This is a genomic window from Cryobacterium algoritolerans (genome assembly GCF_004402785.1).
GTDB lineage: Bacteria > Actinomycetota > Actinomycetes > Actinomycetales > Microbacteriaceae > Cryobacterium > Cryobacterium algoritolerans.
On record NZ_SOFP01000084.1, the window covers coordinates 1 to 22521 of the forward strand.

At 67.5% G+C, this 22521-nt stretch carries 20 protein-coding genes and 1 pseudogene; 17 read left to right on the forward strand and 4 right to left on the reverse strand.

The features are described from left to right. Positions 1 to 517: 517 nt before the first annotated feature. The 4 genes and pseudogenes from E3O19_RS17290 to hemW form a co-directional block, all read left to right on the forward strand. Positions 518 to 760: pseudogene (locus tag E3O19_RS17290) on the forward strand (GNAT family N-acetyltransferase); the annotation flags it as partial. A 329-nt stretch (positions 761 to 1089) separates the two neighbouring features. After that, entirely contained in the window at positions 1090 to 2943 is a 1854-nt protein-coding gene (gene lepA, locus E3O19_RS17295; RefSeq protein WP_134569523.1) for a translation elongation factor 4, read from the forward strand. A 4-nt stretch (positions 2944 to 2947) separates the two neighbouring features. Then, positions 2948 to 3595: a DUF1990 family protein gene (locus E3O19_RS17300; protein WP_134569524.1), complete on the forward strand. Its 648-nt coding sequence runs from the start codon at positions 2948 to 2950 to the stop codon at positions 3593 to 3595. 4 nt (positions 3596 to 3599) lie between these two features. Beyond that, entirely contained in the window at positions 3600 to 4826 is a 1227-nt protein-coding gene (hemW, locus tag E3O19_RS17305; protein ID WP_134569525.1) for a radical SAM family heme chaperone HemW, read from the forward strand. Between the two features lie 23 nt (positions 4827 to 4849). Here the strand turns inward: hemW and E3O19_RS17310 are convergent, their stop codons facing one another. After that, positions 4850 to 5221, reverse strand: a complete 372-nt coding sequence (locus E3O19_RS17310; protein WP_241981469.1) for a DUF4870 domain-containing protein — start codon at positions 5219 to 5221, stop codon at positions 4850 to 4852. Positions 5222 to 5264: 43 nt separating this feature from the next. After that, the gene (locus E3O19_RS17315) at positions 5265 to 5717 is read right to left on the reverse strand and encodes a DUF4870 domain-containing protein (RefSeq protein WP_134569526.1); all 453 of its coding nucleotides are present in this window, start codon (positions 5715 to 5717) and stop codon (positions 5265 to 5267) included. 170 nt (positions 5718 to 5887) lie between these two features. Here E3O19_RS17315 and hrcA point away from each other — a divergent pair, with 170 nt between their 5' ends. The 11 genes from hrcA (at position 5888) to leuA (ending at position 19085) form a co-directional block, all read left to right on the forward strand. Then, positions 5888 to 6919 carry a heat-inducible transcriptional repressor HrcA gene (hrcA, locus tag E3O19_RS17320; protein ID WP_134569527.1) on the forward strand — a complete coding sequence of 344 codons (1032 nt, stop codon included), beginning with the start codon at positions 5888 to 5890 and terminating at the stop codon, positions 6917 to 6919. Between the two features lie 106 nt (positions 6920 to 7025). Next, positions 7026 to 8141 carry a molecular chaperone DnaJ gene (gene dnaJ / locus E3O19_RS17325; protein ID WP_134569528.1) on the forward strand — a complete coding sequence of 372 codons (1116 nt, stop codon included), beginning with the start codon at positions 7026 to 7028 and terminating at the stop codon, positions 8139 to 8141. A 6-nt stretch (positions 8142 to 8147) separates the two neighbouring features. Beyond that, positions 8148 to 8888 carry a 16S rRNA (uracil(1498)-N(3))-methyltransferase gene (locus E3O19_RS17330; RefSeq protein ID WP_134569529.1) on the forward strand — a complete coding sequence of 247 codons (741 nt, stop codon included), beginning with the start codon at positions 8148 to 8150 and terminating at the stop codon, positions 8886 to 8888. 19 nt (positions 8889 to 8907) lie between these two features. Beyond that, positions 8908 to 9300 (forward strand): HIT domain-containing protein, encoded by a 393-nt coding sequence (locus E3O19_RS17335; RefSeq protein ID WP_134569530.1) that lies wholly within the window; start codon positions 8908 to 8910, stop codon positions 9298 to 9300. 58 nt (positions 9301 to 9358) lie between these two features. Further along, positions 9359 to 10372, forward strand: coding sequence for a PhoH family protein (locus E3O19_RS17340; RefSeq protein WP_134569539.1), 1014 nt, complete (start codon positions 9359 to 9361; stop codon positions 10370 to 10372). Further along, on the forward strand, positions 10369 to 10836 hold the full coding sequence (ybeY, locus tag E3O19_RS17345; protein ID WP_134569531.1) for an rRNA maturation RNase YbeY: 468 nt from the start codon (positions 10369 to 10371) through the stop codon (positions 10834 to 10836). The genes E3O19_RS17340 and ybeY overlap by 4 nt, the downstream gene beginning before the upstream one ends. Continuing rightward, positions 10833 to 12161: a hemolysin family protein gene (locus tag E3O19_RS17350; protein ID WP_134569532.1), complete on the forward strand. Its 1329-nt coding sequence runs from the start codon at positions 10833 to 10835 to the stop codon at positions 12159 to 12161. The genes ybeY and E3O19_RS17350 overlap by 4 nt, the downstream gene beginning before the upstream one ends. Beyond that, the gene (gene era / locus E3O19_RS17355) at positions 12145 to 13047 is read left to right on the forward strand and encodes a GTPase Era (protein WP_134569533.1); all 903 of its coding nucleotides are present in this window, start codon (positions 12145 to 12147) and stop codon (positions 13045 to 13047) included. The genes E3O19_RS17350 and era overlap by 17 nt, the downstream gene beginning before the upstream one ends. A 151-nt stretch (positions 13048 to 13198) precedes the next feature. Continuing rightward, positions 13199 to 14461 (forward strand): alpha/beta hydrolase, encoded by a 1263-nt coding sequence (locus E3O19_RS17360; RefSeq protein WP_134569534.1) that lies wholly within the window; start codon positions 13199 to 13201, stop codon positions 14459 to 14461. Continuing rightward, a complete protein-coding gene (locus tag E3O19_RS17365; protein ID WP_241981470.1) occupies positions 14458 to 17019 on the forward strand; it encodes a bifunctional lysylphosphatidylglycerol flippase/synthetase MprF in 2562 nt (853 codons plus the stop codon). Before E3O19_RS17360 ends, E3O19_RS17365 begins: the two co-directional genes overlap by 4 nt. Positions 17020 to 17312: 293 nt before the next feature. Next, on the forward strand, positions 17313 to 19085 hold the full coding sequence (gene leuA, locus E3O19_RS17370; RefSeq protein WP_134569535.1) for a 2-isopropylmalate synthase: 1773 nt from the start codon (positions 17313 to 17315) through the stop codon (positions 19083 to 19085). 154 nt (positions 19086 to 19239) lie between these two features. Here leuA and E3O19_RS17375 read toward each other — a convergent pair whose 3' ends face one another. Together E3O19_RS17375 and E3O19_RS17380 are read right to left on the reverse strand one after the other, a co-directional pair. Beyond that, positions 19240 to 19878: a hypothetical protein gene (locus E3O19_RS17375; protein WP_174776961.1), complete on the reverse strand. Its 639-nt coding sequence runs from the start codon at positions 19876 to 19878 to the stop codon at positions 19240 to 19242. Between the two features lie 213 nt (positions 19879 to 20091). Further along, positions 20092 to 20793, reverse strand: a complete 702-nt coding sequence (locus tag E3O19_RS17380; RefSeq protein ID WP_241981471.1) for a trimeric intracellular cation channel family protein — start codon at positions 20791 to 20793, stop codon at positions 20092 to 20094. A 75-nt stretch (positions 20794 to 20868) separates the two neighbouring features. Between E3O19_RS17380 and recO the strand changes: the two genes are divergently transcribed. Further along, complete coding sequence (gene recO, locus E3O19_RS17385; RefSeq protein ID WP_134569536.1) at positions 20869 to 21591, forward strand: DNA repair protein RecO; 723 nt, start codon at positions 20869 to 20871, stop codon at positions 21589 to 21591. Then, a complete protein-coding gene (locus E3O19_RS17390; RefSeq protein WP_134569537.1) occupies positions 21588 to 22406 on the forward strand; it encodes an isoprenyl transferase in 819 nt (272 codons plus the stop codon). The genes recO and E3O19_RS17390 overlap by 4 nt, the downstream gene beginning before the upstream one ends. The last annotated feature ends 115 nt before the right edge of the window (positions 22407 to 22521 follow it).

Below are 22521 nucleotides of genomic sequence, written 5' to 3' on the forward strand. Positions count from 1 at the left end.
AGCTCGGCGCCCGCGATGCCAGATCCCGGGCCGTGTCCGGATCGATCGGCCCGTACCCTTCGGGATAACCCGGAGCGTCACGGTGCCCGAGGAGCGTCACGGTGCCCGAGGAGCGTCAGCACGGGAACGGTGACCTGCACGGTCGCTCTCACCCCGATGCCCACACCGGTGGGGGTGACCCCTCGGGCGGGATCGACCAGGCCGGGCCGACCACGGTCTGCGCGTGCCGGTAACTGATCCGCCGCCCGCCGGGGCCGCCAGGGCCGGCAGGGCCGCCAGGGCCGCCCGGGCCGCGGGCTGGTCGTTGGTAAGGGCCAGGCTCTCCTCGAGCAGGTTCACTGCGGTGCGCTCGGGGATCCGCAGCGTCGCGGCCAGTTCCCTGGAGAGCTCGCGCGCGGCGATCTCCTCCCAGGTCCAGAGGGACCGCGCATCCAACGGACTNGGGACCGCGCATCCAACGGACTGGACGCGGTGTGGGCCTCGCCGGACCGAGGAATTCTTCACGGCGGCCTGGCACATGGACGACATCACCAGGGTGCTCGAGTCCCACCGGAACGGGTCGGCCCTTCCGCTCGTTCTCACAATCGGCGAAGAGGTCGTGGGGCGAGTCACTCTCTCAGGTATCACCCGTGGCGCTTTCCAGAGCGCGAGTCTTGGCTACTGGATCGATGCACGGCACGCCGGACACGGCATCATGTCCACGGCCGTTGCTGCCGTCCTGGCGATCGCGCGCGATGACCTGCGGCTCCACAGCCTTCAAGCCGGCACACTGATCCACAACGAACCGTCCCAGAGGGTGCTGAAGCGAGCGGGCTTCGAGCGGATCGGTCTCGCTCCCCGTCACCTCCGTATCGCTGGCGTCTGGCAGGACCACGCGCTGTTCCAGCGCATACTGCACGACCAGCCCGGCCACGACCAGCCCGGCCACGACCGGCCCAGCCACGACCAGCCCGGCCACGACCAGCGCGATTCCGCCAGACCAGGCGACTTACCGTCCAATGGCCAGAGCAGTTCGAGTTTCCCGGCCCTCGGCAGCAGCGGAAACCGGGGAAATCAGCGACCAGCCAGCTATGGGAGAATTGTAAGACCATGTCACCGAGACCCCTCACTGCGCTTGAACCGGCCGCAACACCTCCCGAGTTCATCCGTAACTTCTGCATCATTGCCCACATTGACCACGGAAAGTCGACGCTGGCCGACCGGATGCTGCAGATCACCGGGGTCGTCGACGACCGGGCGATGCGCGCCCAGTACCTGGACCGGATGGATATCGAGCGCGAGCGCGGCATCACCATCAAGAGCCAGGCCGTGCGCATGCCGTGGGAACTCGACGGGCAGACCTATGCGCTGAACATGATCGACACCCCCGGCCACGTGGACTTCACCTACGAGGTCTCTCGCAGCCTGGCCGCCTGTGAGGGTGCCATCCTGCTCGTCGACGCCGCCCAGGGCATCGAGGCCCAGACGCTCGCGAACCTCTACCTGGCGCTCGAGAACGACCTCACGATCATCCCCGTGCTCAACAAGATCGACCTCCCGGCGGCCGACCCCGATAAGTACGCGAAGGAGCTGGCCAGCTTGATCGGCGGCAGCCCCGACGACGTGCTGCGCGTCTCCGGCAAGACCGGCGCCGGCGTCGCCGAACTCCTCGACCGCGCCACCCGGCTGATCCCGGCTCCGGTCGGCGACCCGGCCGCCCCCGCCCGCGCAATGATCTTCGACTCGGTCTACGACAGCTACCGCGGCGTCGTGACCTACGTGCGCATGATCGACGGCAAGCTGAACCCGCGCGAGAAGATCCAGATGATGTCCACCAGGGCAACCCACGAGATCCTCGAGATCGGCGTGACGAGTCCGGAACCCACGGTGAGCAAGGGACTCGGCGTCGGCGAGGTCGGCTACCTGATCACCGGCGTGAAGGACGTGCGCCAGTCCAAAGTCGGCGACACGGTCACGACCGCCCTCCGTCCGGCCACGGTGGCCCTGCCCGGCTACACGGAGCCCAAGCCGATGGTGTTCTCCGGCCTGTACCCGATCGACGGCAGCGACTACCCGGCCCTGCGCGAGGCGCTGGACAAGCTCAAGCTGTCGGATGCCTCCCTCGTCTACGAGCCGGAGACATCCGTCGCCCTGGGCTTCGGTTTCCGCTGTGGCTTCCTCGGCCTGCTGCACCTGGAGATCATCACCGAACGCCTCGACCGGGAATTCGGGCTGGACCTGATCACCACTGCGCCCAGCGTGATCTACGAGGTCACCACCGACGACAAGAAGACCGTCACTGTCACCAACCCGAGCGAGTTCCCGAACGGCAAGATCGCCAAGGTCGAGGAGCCGATCGTCAAGGCCGCGATCCTCGCCCCCAAGGACTACGTCGGCGTGATCATGGAACTCTGCCAGAGCCGCCGCGGCACCCTGCTCGGCATGGACTACCTCGGCGAGGACCGGGTCGAGATCCGCTACACGATGCCGCTCGGCGAGATCGTCTTCGACTTCTTCGACAACCTCAAGAGCCGCACCGCCGGTTACGGGTCGCTCGACTACGAGCCGATCGGCTCGCAGGAGGCGGACCTGGTCAAGGTCGACATTCTGCTCCAGGGCGAACAGGTCGACGCGTTCAGCGCGATCGTTCACCGCGACAAGGCCTACGACTACGGCGTGCTGATGACCGGCCGGCTGCGCAAGCTGATCCCGCGCCAGCAGTTCGACGTGCCGATCCAGGCCGCGATCGGCGCCCGGATCATCGCCCGCGAGTCCATCAGCGCCATCCGCAAGGACGTGCTCGCCAAGTGTTACGGCGGCGACATCTCCCGCAAGCGCAAGCTGCTCGAGAAGCAGAAAGAGGGCAAGAAACGCATGAAGATGGTCGGCCGGGTCGAGGTTCCCCAAGAGGCGTTCATCGCCGCCCTCTCCGGCGACGAGCCGCCCAAGAAAGAGAAGAAGTAACCGGATGCGACGCGCCACATTCACCGACACCGCCGTGAGTTACGCGGCCATCGGCGGCACCCTCGCCCCCGACCTGCTCCGCTACCCGCCGAAGGGCTACCGGCCGATCGAGCGCACGGTGCGTCTCGGCAGCGGCGAGGAACGCTTCCAGCTCGCCTCCAAATCACTGATGACCTGGGGTGTGCAGCGGGGGAGTGGGATGACCGTCACCGACCTGCTCAGTAGCACGGGTGAGCAGTACACCGGCCTCGTCTTCAACGCCGACGGCCAGGCCGCCCGGGATCAGAAGAGCCCGGTGAACGAGGCCACCTTCGGTGATGACGGTACCCCGTACATCGTCAACGGCATGTCAGCGCACCTGTCCGTCGCGGCCGGGCCGTTCACCATCGACGCCCCGGTGCGGGTCGTCTACGTGATCGCCGAGCCCGACCGGGTCGGCTTCGCCTACGGCACCATGGTCGGTCACCCCGCCAGCGGCGAGGAATCCTTCATCGTCGACAAGCGGGACGATGACTCGGTCTGGCTGACCGTTCGCGCCTTCTCCCGGCCGAGCACCTGGCTCTACCGGCTGGGCTGGCCCATCGTGCGGAGGCAGCAGACGAAGTTCACGAAGCGCTACCTGCGCGCTCTGCACCCGATCGGTGCGGCCTAACCCGATGGGCAGCGCCCTTCCCCTCGGCGACCCGGCACCCCGCGACGGCCTGCTGCCTGCCTCGGCGGCGGTTGGCGCAGCCGACCGCGACTTCGGCGTCTACCTGCACGTGCCGTTCTGCCGGGTGCGCTGCGGCTACTGCGACTTCAACACCTACACGGCAACCGAGCTGCGTGGGGCGTCCCAGCACGACTACGCCGGTCAGGCGATCAGCGAGGTCGAGGCGGCTGGACGCATCCTCCAGGCCTCAGGGGTACCATCGCGCGCTGCGACCACCGTCTTCTTCGGCGGCGGCACGCCGACCCTGCTGCCGGCCGAGCACCTGATCCGGATGCTGGACTCCGTGCGAAGCACCTGGGGTCTCGCAGCGGGGGCAGAGGTGACCACCGAGGCGAACCCCGACTCTGTGGACGCGGCCTACCTTGCCCGGCTGGCCACCGCCGGCTTCACCCGGGTATCGTTCGGCATGCAGTCGGCCGTGCCACGCGTGCTGGCCACCCTTGAGCGCACGCACGACCCGGAGAAGGTGCCGCTCGTCGTTCACTGGGCCCGCGACGCCGGCCTCGACGTGAGCCTCGACCTCATCTACGGCACGCCGGGGGAATCGCTCGCCGACTGGCGGGCCAGCCTCGAGCAGGCCATCGGCCTGGCACCGACCCACATCAGTGCCTACTCACTGATCGTCGAGGGGGGCACCAAACTCGCCAGGCAGATCAAGCGCGGCGAGCTCGTTCCGATCGACGAAGACCAGCAGGCCGAGTTCTACGAACTCGCCGACGAGCTGCTCGCCGAGGCCGGCTACGGCTGGTATGAGGTCAGTAACTGGGCCGCGGATGACGCCCACCGTTCCCGGCACAACCTCGCCTACTGGCGCAGCCAGGACTGGTGGGGAGTCGGACCGGGCGCGCACAGCCACGTCGGCGGCGTGCGCTGGTGGAACGTCAAGCATCCCTCGGCCTACGCCGACCGGATTCTCGCCGGGGATTCCCCGGCGGCGGGCCGGGAAACCCTCGACGCCGCCACCCGGGAGGTCGAGCGCGTGCTGCTGCTCACCCGCATCCGAGAGGGAATCCCGATCGCGTCGCTCACCGTGCAGGGCCGGCATGAGGTCGCCGGGCTCATCGCCGATGCGCTCATCGATGCGAAAGCCGCCCTGTCCGGATCACTTGAATTGACCAGGAGAGGACGGCTGCTCGCGGATGCGGTCGTGCGCCGGTTGTTGACCGACTAATCGGTGGTCGAGCCTGCCCCGACCTAACTGACGAACTTGATGCTGAGCGGGTACGTGTAGTATTCGCCCTTGTTGGCGGCCAGGGCCGCCATGATACCGAACACGATCGTGACGATGTACGCGGCCAGCAGCACGAGGAAGCCGACCAGGACCAGGGTCAGAATCCAGCCGACGACATAAGCGATGAGAAGTGTGATCTGGAAGTTCAGCGCCGTCGCGGTGTGCGCACGGATGAACGGCCCCCGGTCCTTGAGCACGAGGTAGCCGATCAGCGCCGGCAGGAAGCCGAACAGGATCCCGCCGATGTGGATCAGGGTCGCCCACAGTTTCTCATCGGACGGATTCATCGGGGTCGGCGCCTGGTAAGGGCTGCCGGGTGGGGGCATGGCGGACATTCGAACTCCTCTTGTCGGTGACGGTCGACGGGAGTCGGTTGGACTACTTGATCAGGCGGAGGGCGAACGGGTACTGGTAGTGCTGACCGTCCTTTGCCTTCATGAAGCCCATGATCGAGAAGATCACTCCGACGACCCACAGCACCCACGCTAGTCCTGCGAGGACTCCGCCGATGCCGAAGGTCACCATCGCCAGGAAGGTCGCGAGGATGTTGACGGCGATGTAACCGATCAGGAGTGTGATCTGGAAATTCAGCGCTTCCTTCGCCTCGACCGACGTGAACCGGCCACGGTCCTTGAACACGAGCCAGATGATCAGGGACGGCAGGAAGCCGAGGATTCCGCCGAGGTGAGCGAAGGAGGCCCACTGACGGTCATCGACGTCGGAGAGCGGCGCCGCGGCCACCGAGGCGGAGGCTGCCGGCTGGTACGGCGCTTGCGGGGGTCGCTGGCCCAGGTTCGGGTCTTCGGGGGTGTGGCCGGTGGAATCGCTCATGATCGTGCCTTTCAGCGCACAGGGAGAGGTGAATTACATGCCTAAACTACTGCGCCCAATCCTCAGAGGCAATGGGACGCGCCCAGCGGCTGGCGGTATGATTGGCAGTCAAACACCCCGAGTGCCAGTCGAGACCGGCACTCGCGACCGACCAGGAGGAGGCGATTCGTATGGTGTCAGATCGCAGTCTCGAGGTTCTGCGCGTGATCGTGCAGGACTATGTCGCGTCCAGGGAGCCCGTCGGGTCCAAGTCCATCGTCGACCGCCACTCCTTCGGAGTCTCCGCGGCCACCATCCGCAATGACATGGCCATCCTCGAGGAAGAGGAGCTCATCGCGGCCCCGCACACGTCCTCCGGCCGCATCCCCACCGACAAGGGCTATCGGGTCTTCGTCGACCACCTCGCCGACCTGCGTCCTCTCTCTTCAGCGCAGCGTCAGGCCATCGAGACGTTCCTCGGCCAGTCTGCCGACCTCGACGAGGTGCTTTCGCGCAGTGTCCGGCTGCTGTCCCAGCTCACGCACCAGGTCGCGCTCGTGCAATACCCGTCGCTGTCCCGGGCCAGGGTTCGGCACATCGAACTCGTGCCGCTTTCAGACACCCGCCTGCTCTCCGTGCTCATCACCGACGCGGGCCGGGTCGAACAGCGAGTGATCGAGCTGCCCCGCCCACTCGAGGAAACCGTGCTCGTCCACCTCCGAGCCCGACTGAACGCGGCGGTCATCGGACTGAGCATGACCGAGGCCGCGGCCGCGCTGGTCACGACCGACCTTGCCGGCACGTCCGGCCGAGGACTCATGCCGCAGCGGGAAGCCGTCGACCTGATCAGGGAGACCTTGCGCGACCAGATCGGCGCCAATCGCCAGGACCGGCTCGTGATGGCCGGGGCGGCAAACCTGGTCAGGACCGAGGAAGACTTCACCGGCAGCATCTACCCGGTGCTCGAGGCCATCGAGGAGCAGGTTGTGCTGCTGCGCCTCTTCTCCGAGATGGCCACCGACCAACACGGCGTGTCGGTGAGCATCGGCCGGGAGAACGCGCCGTTCGGCCTGGCCGAAACCTCCGTGCTCACGAGCGGCTATTCGTCGCAGGGAGGCGACCTCGCCCGGCTGGGCGTGCTCGGCCCGACCCGGATGGACTACTCGAACAACATGGCGGCCGTGCGCGCCGTCGCCCGCTACCTGTCCCGCCTGCTCGAATAAGACCCATACCCCACACCCCACACCCCACACCCCACACCCCACAGAATCGAAACGTTCCCCGGGCCACACCCGCCGGAGCGCCCGAACAGACCTAGGAGAGCCAGCTTTGGCTGACCATTACGAAGTACTCGGTGTCGCCCGTGACGCCACGACCGATGACATCAAGAAGGCCTACCGGCGCCTCGCCCGGCAGCTGCACCCCGACGTGAACCCCGGGGCAGATGCCTCGGAGCGGTTCAAATCGGTCACCCACGCCTACGACGTACTCAGCGACGCGAAACAGCGTGACAACTACGACCGCGGTGGCAATGGCCGCTCAGGAGGCGGAGGCGGGTTCGATGCCGGCAACTTCGGCAACTTCGGCGACATCTTCGAGACCTTCTTCGGGGGCGGCGGGACGAGCCGCGGGCCGAAGTCTCGCCGCGACCGCGGCCAGGATGCGCTGGTCCGGGTCGAACTCGACCTCGATGAGATCATCTTCGGCACCCACCGGGACCTCGAGGTCGACACGGCGGTGCTCTGTGCCAGCTGCAGCGGCACCTGCTGCCAGCCGGGCACCTCGCCGGTCACCTGCGACATCTGTCACGGCACCGGAAGCATCCAGCGGGCCGTGCGTTCGCTGCTCGGCAACGTGATGACGTCGAGCCCCTGCGGCTCCTGCCGCGGCTATGGAACCATCATCGCCACTCCGTGCGTCACCTGCCAGGGCCAGGGGCGCGTGCGCGCCCGTCGGACCGTTCCGGTCGATATCCCGGCCGGCGTCGACACCGGACTGCGCCTGCAGATGCCCGGAAGCGGCGAGGCCGGACCGGCCGGGGGCCCCAATGGCGACCTGTACCTCGAGATGAAGGTGCGCCACCACGACGTCTTCAGCCGCGACGGCGACGACCTGCTCGCCACCCTCGAGGTTCCGATGACGGATGCGATCCTCGGCACCACGGCCACCGTCAAGGCACTGGACGGGGACATCGCGGTGGAGGTGCGGGCCGGCGTGCAGAGTGCGGAGGTCATCACCATCAAGGACCGCGGCGTGACCCGGCTGCGCGGCAACGGGCGCGGGGATCTCAAGATCGGCGTGCACGTCGCCACCCCGACTCGGCTCGACCACAAGGAGCGGGAGCTGATCGAAGCGTTCGCCGCCCGGCACAAGTCTCCGGCACCCACGCTGAGCGCGGTGCAGCAGGGACTGTTCTCGAAGCTCCGCGACCGGTTCCGCGGCTAGAGCACCGTGGCGCATTTCTTCATCGACGACTCCTTGCGCGCCGAGACGGCCGTGCCGGGAGCCGTGCTCAGCATCGACGGCGCCGAGGCCAGGCACGCGGTGACGGTGACTCGGGTCAAGCCGGGCGAGCGGCTGAGGATCGGTAACGGCGCCGGTTTAATGCTCGACGTCACCGTGACGGGCGCCGAGGGGGCCCTGCTCACTTTCCGGGTCGATGAGGCCGCCGTTGTCGAAGCCGGCACGCCAAGGATTCTGCTCGTGCAGGCCCTGGCCAAGGGCGACCGCGACGAAATGGCAGTGCAGGCCGCGACTGAACTCGGCATCGACGGCGTCATCCCGTGGGCGGCCTCCCGGTCGGTCACCCGTTGGGAAGGCACCAAGGTTGCGAAGGGCCACGGCCGCTGGGCCAGCATCGTTCGTGAGGCCTCCAAACAATCGATCAGGGCGTGGCTGCCGGAGGTGGCCGTGCTGACCGGCACCAGGCAGCTGGCCGCTCTGGCGGGAAGCACCCGAATGCTCCTGCTCGAGCCGACCGCGAAGCTCCGGCTCACCGAGATCGCAGCCCCCACCGACGACCGCGACATCCTGCTCGTCGTGGGGCCGGAGGGCGGCATCTCGCCGGCCGAACTGGACCAACTCGAGCGGGCGGGCGCGACCCGGGTGCGGCTGGGCGAGACGGTGTTGCGCACGTCCACCGCCGGGCCGGCCGCCCTCGCCATCCTGAACGCAACCCTCGGCCGCTGGTAGCGCCGCTTAAGATAGAGCCATGACTCCCACCGGCCAGCAACCGTCCATCTTCAGCCGCATCGCCGCGCGCGAAATCCCGGCGACCATCGTCGTCGAAACCGAGAGGATCATCGCCTTCGAGGACATTGCCCCGCAGGCACCGGTGCACGTGGTCATCACCACCAGGACCCAGCAGTACCGCAACGTGGTGGAGCTCGCGGCCGGGGACCCGGGATTATTGGCCGAGCTCGTCGCAGTCGCCGCCGGAATCGCGGCCGAGCGCTCGAACGATCAGTTCCGCCTGGTCTTCAATACCGGCGAGACCGCCGGCCAAACCGTCTTCCACGTGCACGCCCACCTGCTCGCGCAGCCCGGTCCGGGGACAGCCGCCGGTGACGCTTCGCTCGGGGAGGGCTCCCTTGCGTTCCGCTGACGCGGGCGACGGCGCCGAGAACCCGGTGGAGGCGCGGGTGTCGGTCGACGGCATCGCCATGGTGCGCCTGCTCGGCGCCCAGGACCGTCTCCTCAGCACCATCGAACGGGAGCACCCCGCCGTTTCCGTGCATGTGCGCGGCAACGAGATCACTCTCACGGGGCAGGCCGACCAGGTCGAGGCGGCCCGCCGGCTGGTCGACGAACTTCTCCTGATGATCCGCGGCGGGCGCGACCTCGCCGAGGCCGAGGTGACCTCGTCGTCGCGGATGCTCGGCGTGGACAGTTCGACCAGCCCGTCCGAACGTCTCGGCCCGGCCATTCTTTCCTCCCGGGGCAAGAGCATCCGTGCGAAGACGCTCGGTCAGAAGGACTACGTCGACGCCATCGACACGTCGACGATCGTGTTCGGCATTGGCCCGGCCGGGACGGGCAAGACCTACCTGGCGATGGCCAAGGCCGTGCAGGCGCTGCAGCGAAAGGAGGTCGACCGGATCATCCTCACCAGGCCGGCCGTCGAGGCGGGTGAACGCCTCGGCTTCCTTCCCGGCAGCCTGACCGAGAAGATCGACCCGTACCTCCGGCCGCTCTACGACGCCCTGAACGAGATGATGGATCCGGAACTGGTGCCGAAGCTCCTCGCCTCCGGGACGATCGAGGTCGCGCCCCTCGCTTACATGCGTGGCCGCACTCTCAACTCGTCGTTCGTCGTGCTCGACGAGGCACAGAACACCACGGCCGAACAGATGAAGATGTTCCTGACCCGCCTCGGGTTCGGCTCCAAGATGGTCATCACCGGCGACATCACCCAGATCGACCTGCCCGTTGGCTCGAGCGGGCTCCGGCTCGTCACCCGTGTGCTCGACCAGGTCGACGACATCCGTTTCGTCCGCCTGACCAGCGCTGACGTCGTGCGCCACTCCCTCGTCGGCCGGATCGTCGACGCCTGGACCGAGTACGACGCCCAGAAACAGGCGCAACGCTACGAGAGCGAACAGGCCCACGAATTCGCCAAGCGCGGACCCCGCTCCGGCACCCCACGCGACCGCCTTCCGAAACGGAGCCCCTCTTGAGCATCGAGATCAACAACGAATCCACCATCCCGGTCGACGAGGCAACCATCCTCCGCCTGGCCGCCCACGCCCTCGACTCGATGCACGTGCACCCGGATGCCGAGCTCGCGATCGTGCTCGTCGACGAGGGCGCCATGGAGCAACTGCACGTGCAGTGGATGGACGAGCCAGGTCCCACCGACGTGCTCAGCTTCCCGATGGACGAACTCCGCCCGGGCACCGAAGACGAGGAGACCCCGCCCGGCCTGCTCGGCGACATCGTTCTCTGCCCGCAGGTGGCCCAGGCCCAGGCCGAGACGGCGGGGCACAGCACCCTCGAAGAACTCCTGCTCCTCACCACGCACGGAGTGCTGCACCTGCTCGGGTTCGACCACGCCGAGCCGGCCGAGGAAAAGGAAATGTTCGGTATTCAGCGTGACATCCTGATCGGTTTCGCCCTGCAGGAACGTCTCCGCAACCGATGATCATCGGGTGGTTTCTCACCGCGGCCATCTTCCTGGTGGCCTTCGGCGGCCTGATGGCCGCCGTGGACTCCGCCATCACCTCGCAGTCCCGCGCGGACATCGCCGACCTGGCCGAAACCTCCCGGGCCAAACGGTCCCTGGCGGCCATCGCCGCCGACACCGGGGCGCACCTGAATGCGATCAGCTTCATGCGGATCATCGCAGAGACCACGTCGGCGGTGCTCGTCACCCTCGTCTTCGCCACCACGATCGACCAGCTCTGGCTGGCCCTGGTGCTGTCGGCCGCGCTGATGACCGCCGTCTCGTTCGTATTGGTCGGCGCGAGTCCGCGCAGCGTCGGACGTGCCCACCCCAAGCAGTTGTTGGCTGGCACCGCGACACTGGTGCACTTCCTCCGGGTGCTCCTCGGCCCGATCGCGAACGCCCTCGTCGCGCTCGGTAACCGGGTCACTCCCGGCCGAACCCGGCTCGCCACGTTCACCTCGGAGGACCAGCTGCTCAGCATGGTCGACGAGGCAACCGAACTGGACGTGCTGGAGGAGGATGACCGGGAGCTCATCCACTCCATCTTCGAGTTCAACCAGACGGTCGTGCGTGAGGTGATGATCCCGCGTACCGACATGGTCACCATCGACGCTGACGCGTCGATCGGTGCCGCGATGGGCCTGTTCCTGAGCCGCGGCTTCTCCCGGGTGCCGGTCATCGACGGTGAGGTCGACGACGTCACCGGCATCCTCTACCTGCGCGACGTCGCCCGGCTGGTTTACGAGCGGCCACCGAACGTGGAGACCCTCACCGTCGCCGAGCTCGAACGCCCGGCCGTGTTCGTGCCGGAGTCCAAGAAGGCGGACGACCTGCTGCGTCAGATGCAGCTCGAGTCGAACCACCTCGCGATGGTGGTCGACGAGTATGGTGGAATCGCCGGGCTGGTAACGCTCGAGGACCTGATCGAGGAACTTGTCGGGGACATCTCGGACGAATACGACAGGGACGTTGCCCTGGTCGAGGACCTCGGCCATGGACGATTCCGGGTGAGCGCCCGGCTGCCGGTCGACGAACTCGGCGAATTGTTTGACCTGGAGCTGGACGACGACGAGGTCGATTCGGTCGGCGGGCTCCTGGCCAAAGCACTCGGCCGACTGCCGGTGGCCGGTTCGGTAGCCCGCACCAGCGGGCTGGTCCTCACGGCGGAACGCACCGAGGGTCGCCGCAAGCGAATCAGCACTGTGCTGGTTGAACGAGACGAAGCGCTGATTGACGCGCAGACCGCATTCCTCGGAGTGTCGGACGACGAGGGAGAGAACGGCCATGACGACAGAAAATGAATTCCGGGCGGGATTCGTGTCCTTCGTGGGGCGCCCGAATGTGGGCAAGTCCACCCTGACCAACGCGCTGGTGGGGGAGAAGGTCGCGATCACCTCGTCGAAGCCGCAGACGACGCGCCGTGCGATCCGTGGCATCGTGCACCAGGAGAATGGACAACTGATCCTGGTCGACACGCCCGGCATCCACAAGCCGCGCACCCTGCTCGGCGAGCGCTTGAACAGCCTGGTCCAGTCGACCCTGGCCGGCGTCGACGTGGTCGGCCTGTGCATCCCCGCGAACGAGCCGATCGGCCCGGGAGACCGGTTCATCAACGAGCAGCTCGACAACTTCCCCCGGGCACGCAAGGTCGCCATCGTGACCAAGATCGACGCCTCCTCGAAGACCAGCGTCGCCAACCAACTGCTCGCCGTCTCCGAGCTGAGGGACTGGGAGGCGATCGTGCCGATCTCGGCGACCAGCCGCATCCAGCTCGACATCCTCACCGCGGAACTGCTGCGGTTGCTGCCGCACTCGGATGCCCCGCTGTACCCGGCCGACGCCGTCACCGACGAGAGCCTGGAGTCGCGTATCTCGGAATTCATCCGCGAGGCCGCGCTCGAGGGCGTCACCGACGAACTCCCGCACTCGATCGCCGTGACCATCGACGACATCATCGAGCGCGACGACCAGGAACTGGTCGAGATCTACGCAAACCTCTTCGTCGAACGCGACAGCCAGAAGGGCATCATCATCGGCAAGTCGGGCAGCCGGCTGAAGGACGTCGGAATGCGCGCCCGCAAACAGATCGAACCGCTCGTGGGCAAACGGGTCTTCCTCTCGCTCCGGGTGAAGGTCGCCAAAGAATGGCAGCGCGACCCGAAGCAGCTCGGGCGCCTCGGCTTCTAGCGGGACGCCGAGGCCTGGGGGCCTGGGGAACTGTGCACCAGCAGTGAGTCTGCTGTGGCCTTGCGATGGCAAGTCTGAGGCCTCGTTCAGAACCGCTGTTTTCGCGTGCGCAGGGGCCGTACCGGTGTGAGAGTGGGCACGGAGGAATCGAATGAATGCGCTGCTGGACACCAGTCTCGTCGGAGGTCCCTTCCTGATCGGGCTGTACACCCTGACCGGCCTGGCCGTCGCCGGTCTCCTGCTCCGGCGGCAGGGCCTGCGGGCGGCGGCCCTGACCCTGATCCTCGTGCTGGGCGGCGCCCTCTCCGGCTGGGTCCTCGTCTGGCTGTTGAGCGATATCTGGGACGTTTTCGGCGTCTCTATGTCCACGCCCACCCGGCTGTGGACGGCGGGCCTGTTCGGTGCCCTCGTGCTCGCCATCTCCAACCTGGTAGCTGCCCGGCCGCGACGCCGGGTGCTTGCCATCGTCGCGATTCCGCTCTGCGTGCTCACGGCGGCCACCGGGATCAACGCCGAGTTCGGCCAGTTCAACACCGTGCGGGCCGCCCTTGGCATCCCGCTCTACGGGACGCTCTCGGATGCCCTCGCCGCCCCGGTCACGCCCACCGCCGACAGCAGGGGAACCGTCGGCACCGTCACGATCCCGGCGACCGTGTCGGGTTTCGCCGCCAGGGCCGCCATGGTCTACCTCCCGGCGGCGGCCCGGGGCGCGAACCCCCCGGCACTGCCGGTCATCGAGATGCTCTCCGGCCAGCCGGGCAGCCCGTCCGACCTGTTCACGGCGGGCCGGCTGGCCGGCATCCTCGATGCCTGGGCGGCCGCGCACCAGGGCCTGACACCGATCGTGGTCGTTCCCGACCAACTCGGTGCCTCCGACCGGAATCCAATGTGCGTGGATTCGAAGCTCGGCAACTCGGCGACGTATCTGAGCGTGGACGTGCCGGCCTGGATCCACGCCCACTACCGGGTTACGGATGCGCCGGAGGGCTGGGCCATCGCCGGCTTCTCCCAAGGTGGTACCTGCTCGATCCAGCTCGGCGCCGACCATCCGGAGCTCTATGGCACGATCCTCGACATCTCCGGGGAACTGGCGCCGAAGGCGGGCAGCCCGGAGCAGACCGTGCGGGCGGGGTTCGCGGGCAGCGCGACTGCCTACGCCGCCGCCGCACCGCGCGCCATCCTGGCCGCGCACGCGCCGTACCGGGCACTCCACATCATCTTCGCGGTCGGCGGTGACGACACCAGGTACATTGCCTGGACGAACACGCTCAAAGCGGCGGCGGTTCGGGCCGGGGCGACCACCGACCTCCTCGTTTCCCCCGGCACGGCCCACGATTGGCACACGGTGGTCTACGCCCTCACCCGAGCGTTGCCGCTGGTCGCCGCACGCACCGGATTGACGGCGACCCCGTGACGGAGCAACGGCGTGAGACTGCACCGCGGTGGAAGTGGACGACACCGCGCTGGGCTGCACTGCGCCGGGTCGCACGGCACCAGGCGGCACGGCAACCGTTCGCCCTCGCCTACGCGCTCGTCCTCCTCGTGCTGGCCCTCGCCACCGGCCCACTCCATGGCTCCACCAGGCCGGTACGGCTGCTGCTTGGAACCGGTTACGAGTCCGTCGTCGAGCAGGGGCACTGGTGGACACCGCTCACGTCCGTCTTCCTTGTCGACAACGGCGCCGAGCTGCTGCTTGCCCTTGCCGGCGCGGTCATCCTGCTCGGCTACGCCGAACGCCTGATGGGTAGTGGCCGCACCATCATCGTCTTCGCCAGCTCGGCGGTGCTCGGCGCCGCCGGCGGCATCCTGCTCCAGGATATCGGCGTCGCCGGCGGGGAACTCTGGTCCCGTGGGGTGAGCGAGCTCTTCGCGCTCGACCCGTTCACGCCGATCTTCGGCACCATCATGGCCGCAAGCTGTTACGCCGGCCCCCTCTGGCGACGACGCATCCGGGTATTCACGATCTCCGCAGCGATGGTCCTCCTGCTCTATTCCGGCCAACCGTCCGACGTCTACCGGTTGATCGCCGCCCTCGTCGGCCTCGGCATCGGAGCGCTGTTCCGGCCCAGCCGGATCGACTTCACCTGGCGGCGCAGCTCGCACCACGAGACCCGCACCCTGCTTGCCGCGGTCGCCGGTGTGCTCGCGGTCGGCCCGCTGATCACGATTTTCTCCGGTGCCCGGTTCGGCCTGCTCGCCCCGCTCGGCCTCCTGCTCACCCAGGACGTGCCTGCCGCCACCGACGTCGTCGATCGGTGTCTGCTCGGCAACATCACGAGGCAGTGCGTGCATGAGCTCACCCTGGAACGCATCGGCGGCCCCGGCCCGGTGCTGGTCAGCCTGCTCCCCCTGCTCACCCTCCTCGTCGCCGCATTCGGGCTGGCGCGCGGCCGTCGCTTCGCTGCCTGGCTCGCGATCGTCGTCAACGCCGGGATGGCGGTGCTCGGGGCTTGGTACTACGGCCTGCTACCTGTCTCCGGCCAGCCGTACGTCTGGCGCTGGCACTCAGCGCACTACTGGGAGATCGCCCTGGTGTTGGTGGTGTCGGTGCTCGTTCCCCTGGCCACGGCGATCGTGCTGGCCGCCAACCTCCGCCGGTTCCCGGTGCGGGGCCGGCCGGGGCGGCGCCGCCGGTTCGCCCTGACGGTGGTGCTCAGCTTCCTCGGGCTGGCATCTCTCTACGTCGGCGCGGGTTGGCTGCTCCGCGACAGCTTCCGGCCCAGGGTCACCCTGATCGACCTGGTCACGGATGTCCCGGAGCGCTTCATCCCGGTCGGTTTCCTCCGGCTGGAGCGGCTGTCGTTCCTGCCGACCGACTGGATCTCGGCCGCCCTGTACCAGTGGGTGGGCCCCGTATTCTGGATCATCGTCATTGTCGGCGCCATCCTCAGCCTGCGCAGCGGCACGGCAGGCGTGGGCCGGGACGACCAGGCCAGGTTGCGGGAGATCCACACCCGCGGGGGAGGAGGCTCCCTGGCGTTCATGGCGACCTGGGAGGGCAACTCGATCTGGTTCAACCGGGCCGGCGACGTCGCCATCGCCTATCGGGTGGTCAATGGTGTCGCCATCACCACGACAGAGCCGATCGGCAGGGCGGAGCATGGGGCGCAGGCGATCTCCGACTTCGCCACCATGTGCGACGACCACGGCTGGATCCCGGTCTTCTACAGCCTCCACGGCAGCTGGCAGGCAACGTTCAGCCGGATGGGCTGGCAATCGATGGGCATCGGTGAGGAGACAGTGTTGCGCCCCCGCAGCTGGGACCCGACGGGGAAGAAATGGCAGGACATCCGCTCGTCGATCAACCGTGCCGACCGGGCCGGCGTGCGAGCGGTCTGGACCGACCACAAGGCCCTCGGCGTGTTCCATTCCCTGCAGATCACCGAGATCTCCGAACTGTGGGTGCAGGAGAAGGAACTCCCGGAACTCGGATTCACCCTCGGCGGCCTCGACGAACTGCATGACCCGGCCGTGCGGCTCATGCTCGCCGTCGACGCGGACGAGCGCGTGCACGCCGTGACCAGCTGGATGCCCAGCTACCGGGACGGCATCGTCGTCGGCTGGACCCTGGACTTCATGCGCCGCCGGCCCGACAGCATGAACGGTGTGATGGAGTTCCTGATCGCCCGCACGATGCAGATGATGAGCGAGCAACCCGAGATCGAGTTCCTCAGCCTGTCGGCTGCTCCACTCGCCCAGACCGGGGCCCAGCCCGGCGCGGGGGCAGGCCAGGAGCGCGCCGGCAGCCTGGCGGCCCGGATGCTGGACTTCCTCGGCCGCAGCCTCGAACCCGTCTACGGCTTCCGATCACTGCTGGCCTTCAAGCGCAAATTCCAGCCCGAATTCCAGCCGCTGTTCATGGCCTACCCCGACCCGGTGGCGCTCCCGGCCATCGGGATCGCGCTCGCCCGCGCCTATCTGCCGACGTTGTCGATGCGTGAGGCGCTGGCCTTCGCCCGCGGCCTCGGCTAGCGTCAATACCGTTCAGTTAGTCCGATTCGCCGTAGATCAACACCCGAGAATCCACGACAATCACGGACGCGTGGATAGCGAAGTTCGTCCTAACTGAACGGCATTGCGGCTAGCGTTCCGGCAGCCGGGCATCCGTTGTCGAAACCTAATCGAAACTGAGGTGTAATGATGCTAAGTTGAAAATGTGTTTGTCGGTGCGCTCCTCCTTAGCTGCCGCGACGAGTCCTACTGAGGCCTCGCTCGTCGCGGTGTTTGTCGTTGGCTGACCACCATTCGCGAGGAGATGAAGGATCATGAAAAACAACCAGACCGCGTCGGCGATGCCGATCCACAAGTACCGCCCGTACCACGAGCAGTTCCGGGTTGACCTACCCGACCGCACCTGGCCGACGAAGCACATCAGCCAGGCTCCGCGCTGGTGCGCCGTCGACCTGCGCGACGGCAACCAGGCCTTGATCGACCCGATGAGCCCCGAGCGCAAGCGCATCATGTTCGACATGCTCGTGCGGATGGGCTACAAGGAGATCGAGGTCGGCTTTCCGTCGGCAAGCCAGACCGACTTCGACTTCGTGCGCAGCCTGATCGAACAGGACGCCATCCCCGACGACGTGACCATCCAGGTGCTCACCCAGGCCCGCGAACACTTGATCCGCCGCACGTATGAGTCGATTGCCGGCGCGAAGCAGGCGATCGTGCACCTGTACAACTCCACCAGCGTGCTGCAGCGCGAGGTGGTCTTCCGCGAAGACAAGCAGGGCATCATCGACATCGCCCTGTTCGGGGCGCGCACCTGCCGCGAGATGGAGAAGACCGTTCCCGGCACGACTGTCTACTACGAGTATTCCCCGGAGAGCTACACCGGCACCGAACTCGAGTTCGCCGTCGACGTGTGCAACCAGGTGATCGAGATCCTCGAGCCGACGCCGGAGCGCAAGGTCATCATCAATCTGCCGGCCACGGTCGAAATGACCACTCCCAACGTGTACGCCGACTCGATCGAGTGGATGGGCCGTCACCTCGCCCACCGCGAGAACGTGCTCATCTCCCTGCACCCGCACAACGACCGGGGAACGGCCATCGCGGCCGCCGAACTCGGCTACCTGGCCGGGGCCGACCGCATCGAAGGCTGCCTCTTCGGCAACGGAGAGCGCACCGGCAACGTGGACCTGGTTGCCCTCGGGGTGAACCTGTTCACGCAAGGCATCGACCCGCAGATCGACTTCAGCAACATCGACGAGATCAAGCGCACCGCCGAGTACTGCAACCAGCTGCCGGTTCCCGAACGCAGCCCGTGGGCGGGCGACCTGGTTTTCACCGCGTTCAGCGGATCGCACCAGGACGCCATCAAGAAGGGTTTTGAGTCCATGGCGGCGGATGCGTCGGCGCGGGGATGTTCGGTCGACGACTTGCCCTGGGCGATTCCCTACCTGCCGATCGACCCGAAAGACCTCGGCCGCAGCTACGAAGCCGTGATCCGGGTCAACTCGCAGTCCGGCAAGGGCGGCGTCGCCTATCTGCTCAAGACCGACCACGCGCTCGACCTGCCGCGCAAGCTGCAGATCGAGTTCTCCGGGGTCGTGCAGGCCAAGACGGACGCCGAGGGCGGCGAGGTCACCAGCGAGCAGATCTGGGAAATCTTCAACGACGAGTACCTGCCGGCGAGCCAAACGACGCCGGACGCCAAGTGGGGACGCTTCGAACTGCACGCCACCCGCACGTCGAGCGACCTGTCCGGCACGGTCGCACTCTCGGTCGACCTGCGCGACGACATCACGGTGACCAGCGCCGTCGGCTCCGGCAACGGCCCGGTCGCAGCCTTCCTCGGTGTGATGGCCGAGCGCGGCATCGCGATCACCCTGTACGACTACGTCGAGCATGCCATGTCGGCCGGCGGGGATGCCCTCGCGGCGGCCTACGTCGAACTCGACGTGAACGGCAAGCGATTCTGGGGCGTCGGCATCGATGCCGACATCTCGACCGCCTCGCTGAAGTCAGTGGTCTCAGCGGTCAACCGCGGCATCCGTGCCGAGGCAGCCAAGCGTAGCCTCGCCGACGCATCCGTCTGAATCGCGACAGAGCTCAACCGGGAACCGTCAGCTCACGTCGTGACCAATCGTGACCCCCCACAGAATCCGCGGGAAGCCGCCCCTCGTTGGCGACTTCCCGCGGATCCGTCCTTAACGGCCCGGCCATCATCCTGGCCGGACGATACCGAGCAGATCAGCTGCGGGCGTTGACCGGCCGCCGGAGGTGGGGCTGCGTCTCCACAGTCCGGGCCGGCTGTTCCGGCGCCCTCGTCGACTCCGGCCTCGGGCGGAGGACGTCGACGCAGTCATCGATCGCCCCGGTGAGCAGGTCGTACAACCGGTCGTCGGGGTTGGGCGTGCACGCCTCGGCGATGCCCTGAACGGAGACTCGAATGATGGTCTCAGCCGTGCGGTCGGTGAACTTCGAGCGCGACCAGGACCCCATCGAGGCGATGAACTCCCGGGCCCAGCGTTCGGCGGCGGGTGCTTCGTCGAAGGCGGCGCGGATCCGCAGGGCAAGCCCCGCGGGCAACTCGCCGGAGTCACCGGCCAGGTGGCGTTCGCAGTTCAGAATCCCGACAGCGAGGGCGTGCTGGTGTTCGGCACTGGTCACGGACAGCGCCGACGTCGCGGCGCGGACGGCGATCAGCAAGCGCACCCGGTGATCGTCGCCGTGCAGTCCGATCACCGATGGGATGAGTGGAACCAGGCGCCACCGTGCGGTGTCGGAGGTGCAGTCGTTCACCATCCTGGCCATCGAGGCAAGCAGCGGGTGCGTGCAGGTGGGGTGGTCGCTCCAGGATTCGCCGGCGAGGTAGGAGGCGAACTCCATGAAACATGCGCCCGACCGAGGGTTTCTGTGCTTTCCTCTGGAAAGTACGGGCATCAGGTCTGGCACCGGCATCGGGCCGGGGGTGTTTCCTTTCAGTAGATTCATGCGCATCCTCCAAGCAGGGTGAATTCTTCTCACTAGTGTCACCCCGCGCGGCAGGAAAGGCGAGAGTGAATTCGTCCTGCTGTGGGGGATTTCACAGGTTTCTGGTGGTCAGGCCCCGCGGTTGCGGCGTCGGCGGAATGCGACGACGTTCTCGTTCCGCCGCCAGCGCGGCCAGCTGCCGATAGCCCGCTGTTGCGGGAGGCTCCAGCCAAAGCGGGCCGCGAGCACGCGGATGACGGTCGTCACCACAACGCAGCTGATCCCGGCGATGGTGATCGGCACGTGGAGCACGAAAAGCACCACGAGCAGTCCACTGCCGACCCCGGCGGCGACGGCGTAGAACGATCCGACGTGCATCACCGCGATCGGCACGTTGAGCATCATGTCCCGGAGCGCCGACCCGCCGACGGCCGTGATCACTCCCACGAACAGGGCGGGGATCTCCGGCAACCCCTGGGCAAGCGCCTTGCTGGTGCCCAAGGCACCGAACAGACCGATCGTGACGGCGTCGAGGGTGATGATGAGTGGACCGAGCCGGTTGAACAGGCTCTGGAGGAGCATGCCGAGCAGCGCGGCCCCGGCCGACACGGGCAGGTACCAGTTGCTCTGCAAGGCGGCCGGCACGCCGTCGAGCATGATGTCGCGGAGCAGTCCACCACCGAGCCCGACGGTGATGCCGATGAACGCGATCCCGAGCAGGTCGAAGCGGCGGTCGGTGAAGCGCCCCGCGAACATGGCGCCCTGGATCGCGCCGATCGCGACGGCCGTGAGGTCGAGCCACAGCGGGATCGTGAAGGTGGTTGTGGGCACACTCAATGAAACCACTGAAACGCACGCTGCGGCGCGCACGCCGACATCCGTCGCCGCAGGTGGGAGAATCGAGGTGTGCCTGTCTACCGTGATGATGCCGTCGTGCTGCGCACCCACAAGCTGGGTGAAGCCGACCGCATCGTCACCATGCTCACGAGGAAGCACGGCAAGGTGCGCGCCGTGGCCAAGGGAGTGCGGCGCACCGCCTCGAAGTTCGGGGCCCGGCTCGAGCCGTTCATGGTCGCCGACGTGCAGCTCTACGAGGGCCGCAGCCTCGACATCATCACCCAGGCCGAGTCGATCGGGTCCTATGGCGCGCAGATCACCGCCGACTACCCCAGCTACACGGCGGCCAGCGCCATGGTCGAAACCGCCGACAAGCTGACCGAAGCAGAGGGTTCGTTGCAGCAGTATCTCCTCCTGGTCGGCGCCCTGAGATCGCTGGCCCGTCAGGAGCACGGGGCCGGCCTCACCCTCGATTCCTACCTGCTGCGCGCCCTGTCGATGGCGGGTTGGGCACCCAGCTTCCAGGACTGTGCCCGGTGCGGCGCCCGGGGGGCTCACTCGGCGATCGTCGTGCAGGTCGGCGGGCTCGTCTGCGACGACTGCGCCGCCCCCGGCTCGCCGAGGCTCGACGTCCAGACGATCGCCCTGCTCAGCTCCCTGCTCACCGGTGACTGGGACCATGCCGAGTCAACCGCAGAGAAGACCAGAGCCCAGGCCACCGGGGTCGTCGCCGCGTACACGCAGTGGCACCTCGGCCGCGGCCTCCGATCGTTGGAGCATGTCAGTCGATGACCCCGAATCCTTTCGCGCCCAAACCGTTCACCCATAAGGACGCGATGCCGTTCAAACCCCTGGACTGGACCGGGCTCTACCCGCCGAATCTACCGTTGAAGGTCGTCCCCGAGCATGTCGCCGTGGTGATGGACGGCAACGGCAGGTGGGCGAACGCCAGGGGGCTGCCTCGGGTCGAGGGCCACAAGGCTGGGGAGGCGGCGCTGCTCGACGTCGTCGCCGGTGCCATCCAGATCGGTGTCAAGCACCTGAGTGTCTACGCGTTCTCCACCGAGAACTGGAAGCGCTCGCCCGACGAAGTGCGCTTCCTGATGGGGTTCAACCGGGACGTGCTGCACCGCAGGCGTGACCAGCTCAACGAATGGGGAGTGCGCGTGCGGTGGGCCGGGCGCAAGCCCAGGCTCTGGGCATCCGTCATCAACGAACTGCAGTTCGCCGAACGCCTGACCGCCGGCAACGACGTGCTCACCCTGACCATGTGCGTGAACTACGGCGGGCGCACCGAAATCGCGGATGCCGTGCGTGCGCTGGCCGAGGACGTCGCCGCCGGTCGGTTGAAGCCGTCCGGTATCACCGAGAAGTCCATTCAACGCCACCTGTATACCGCGGACCTTCCCGACGTCGACCTGTTCGTGCGCAGTTCGGGGGAGCAACGCACAAGCAACTTCCTGCTGTGGCAGAGCGCCTACGCGGAGATGGTCTTCCTTGACACCCTGTGGCCTGACTTCGGCCGGGTTGACCTGTGGCGGGCGATCGAGCTCTACGCGAACCGGAACCGCCGCTACGGCGGCGCCGTCGACGCTCCCTCCGCCTGAGTCCCGGGCCGGCCCCGCCCGAGCGCGAGCCCATCGCGACCGGCCCCGCCCGGAGCGCGAGCCCATCGCGACCAGTCCCGCCCGGAGCCCGCGCCCCCTTCCGCAGCCCGCGCCC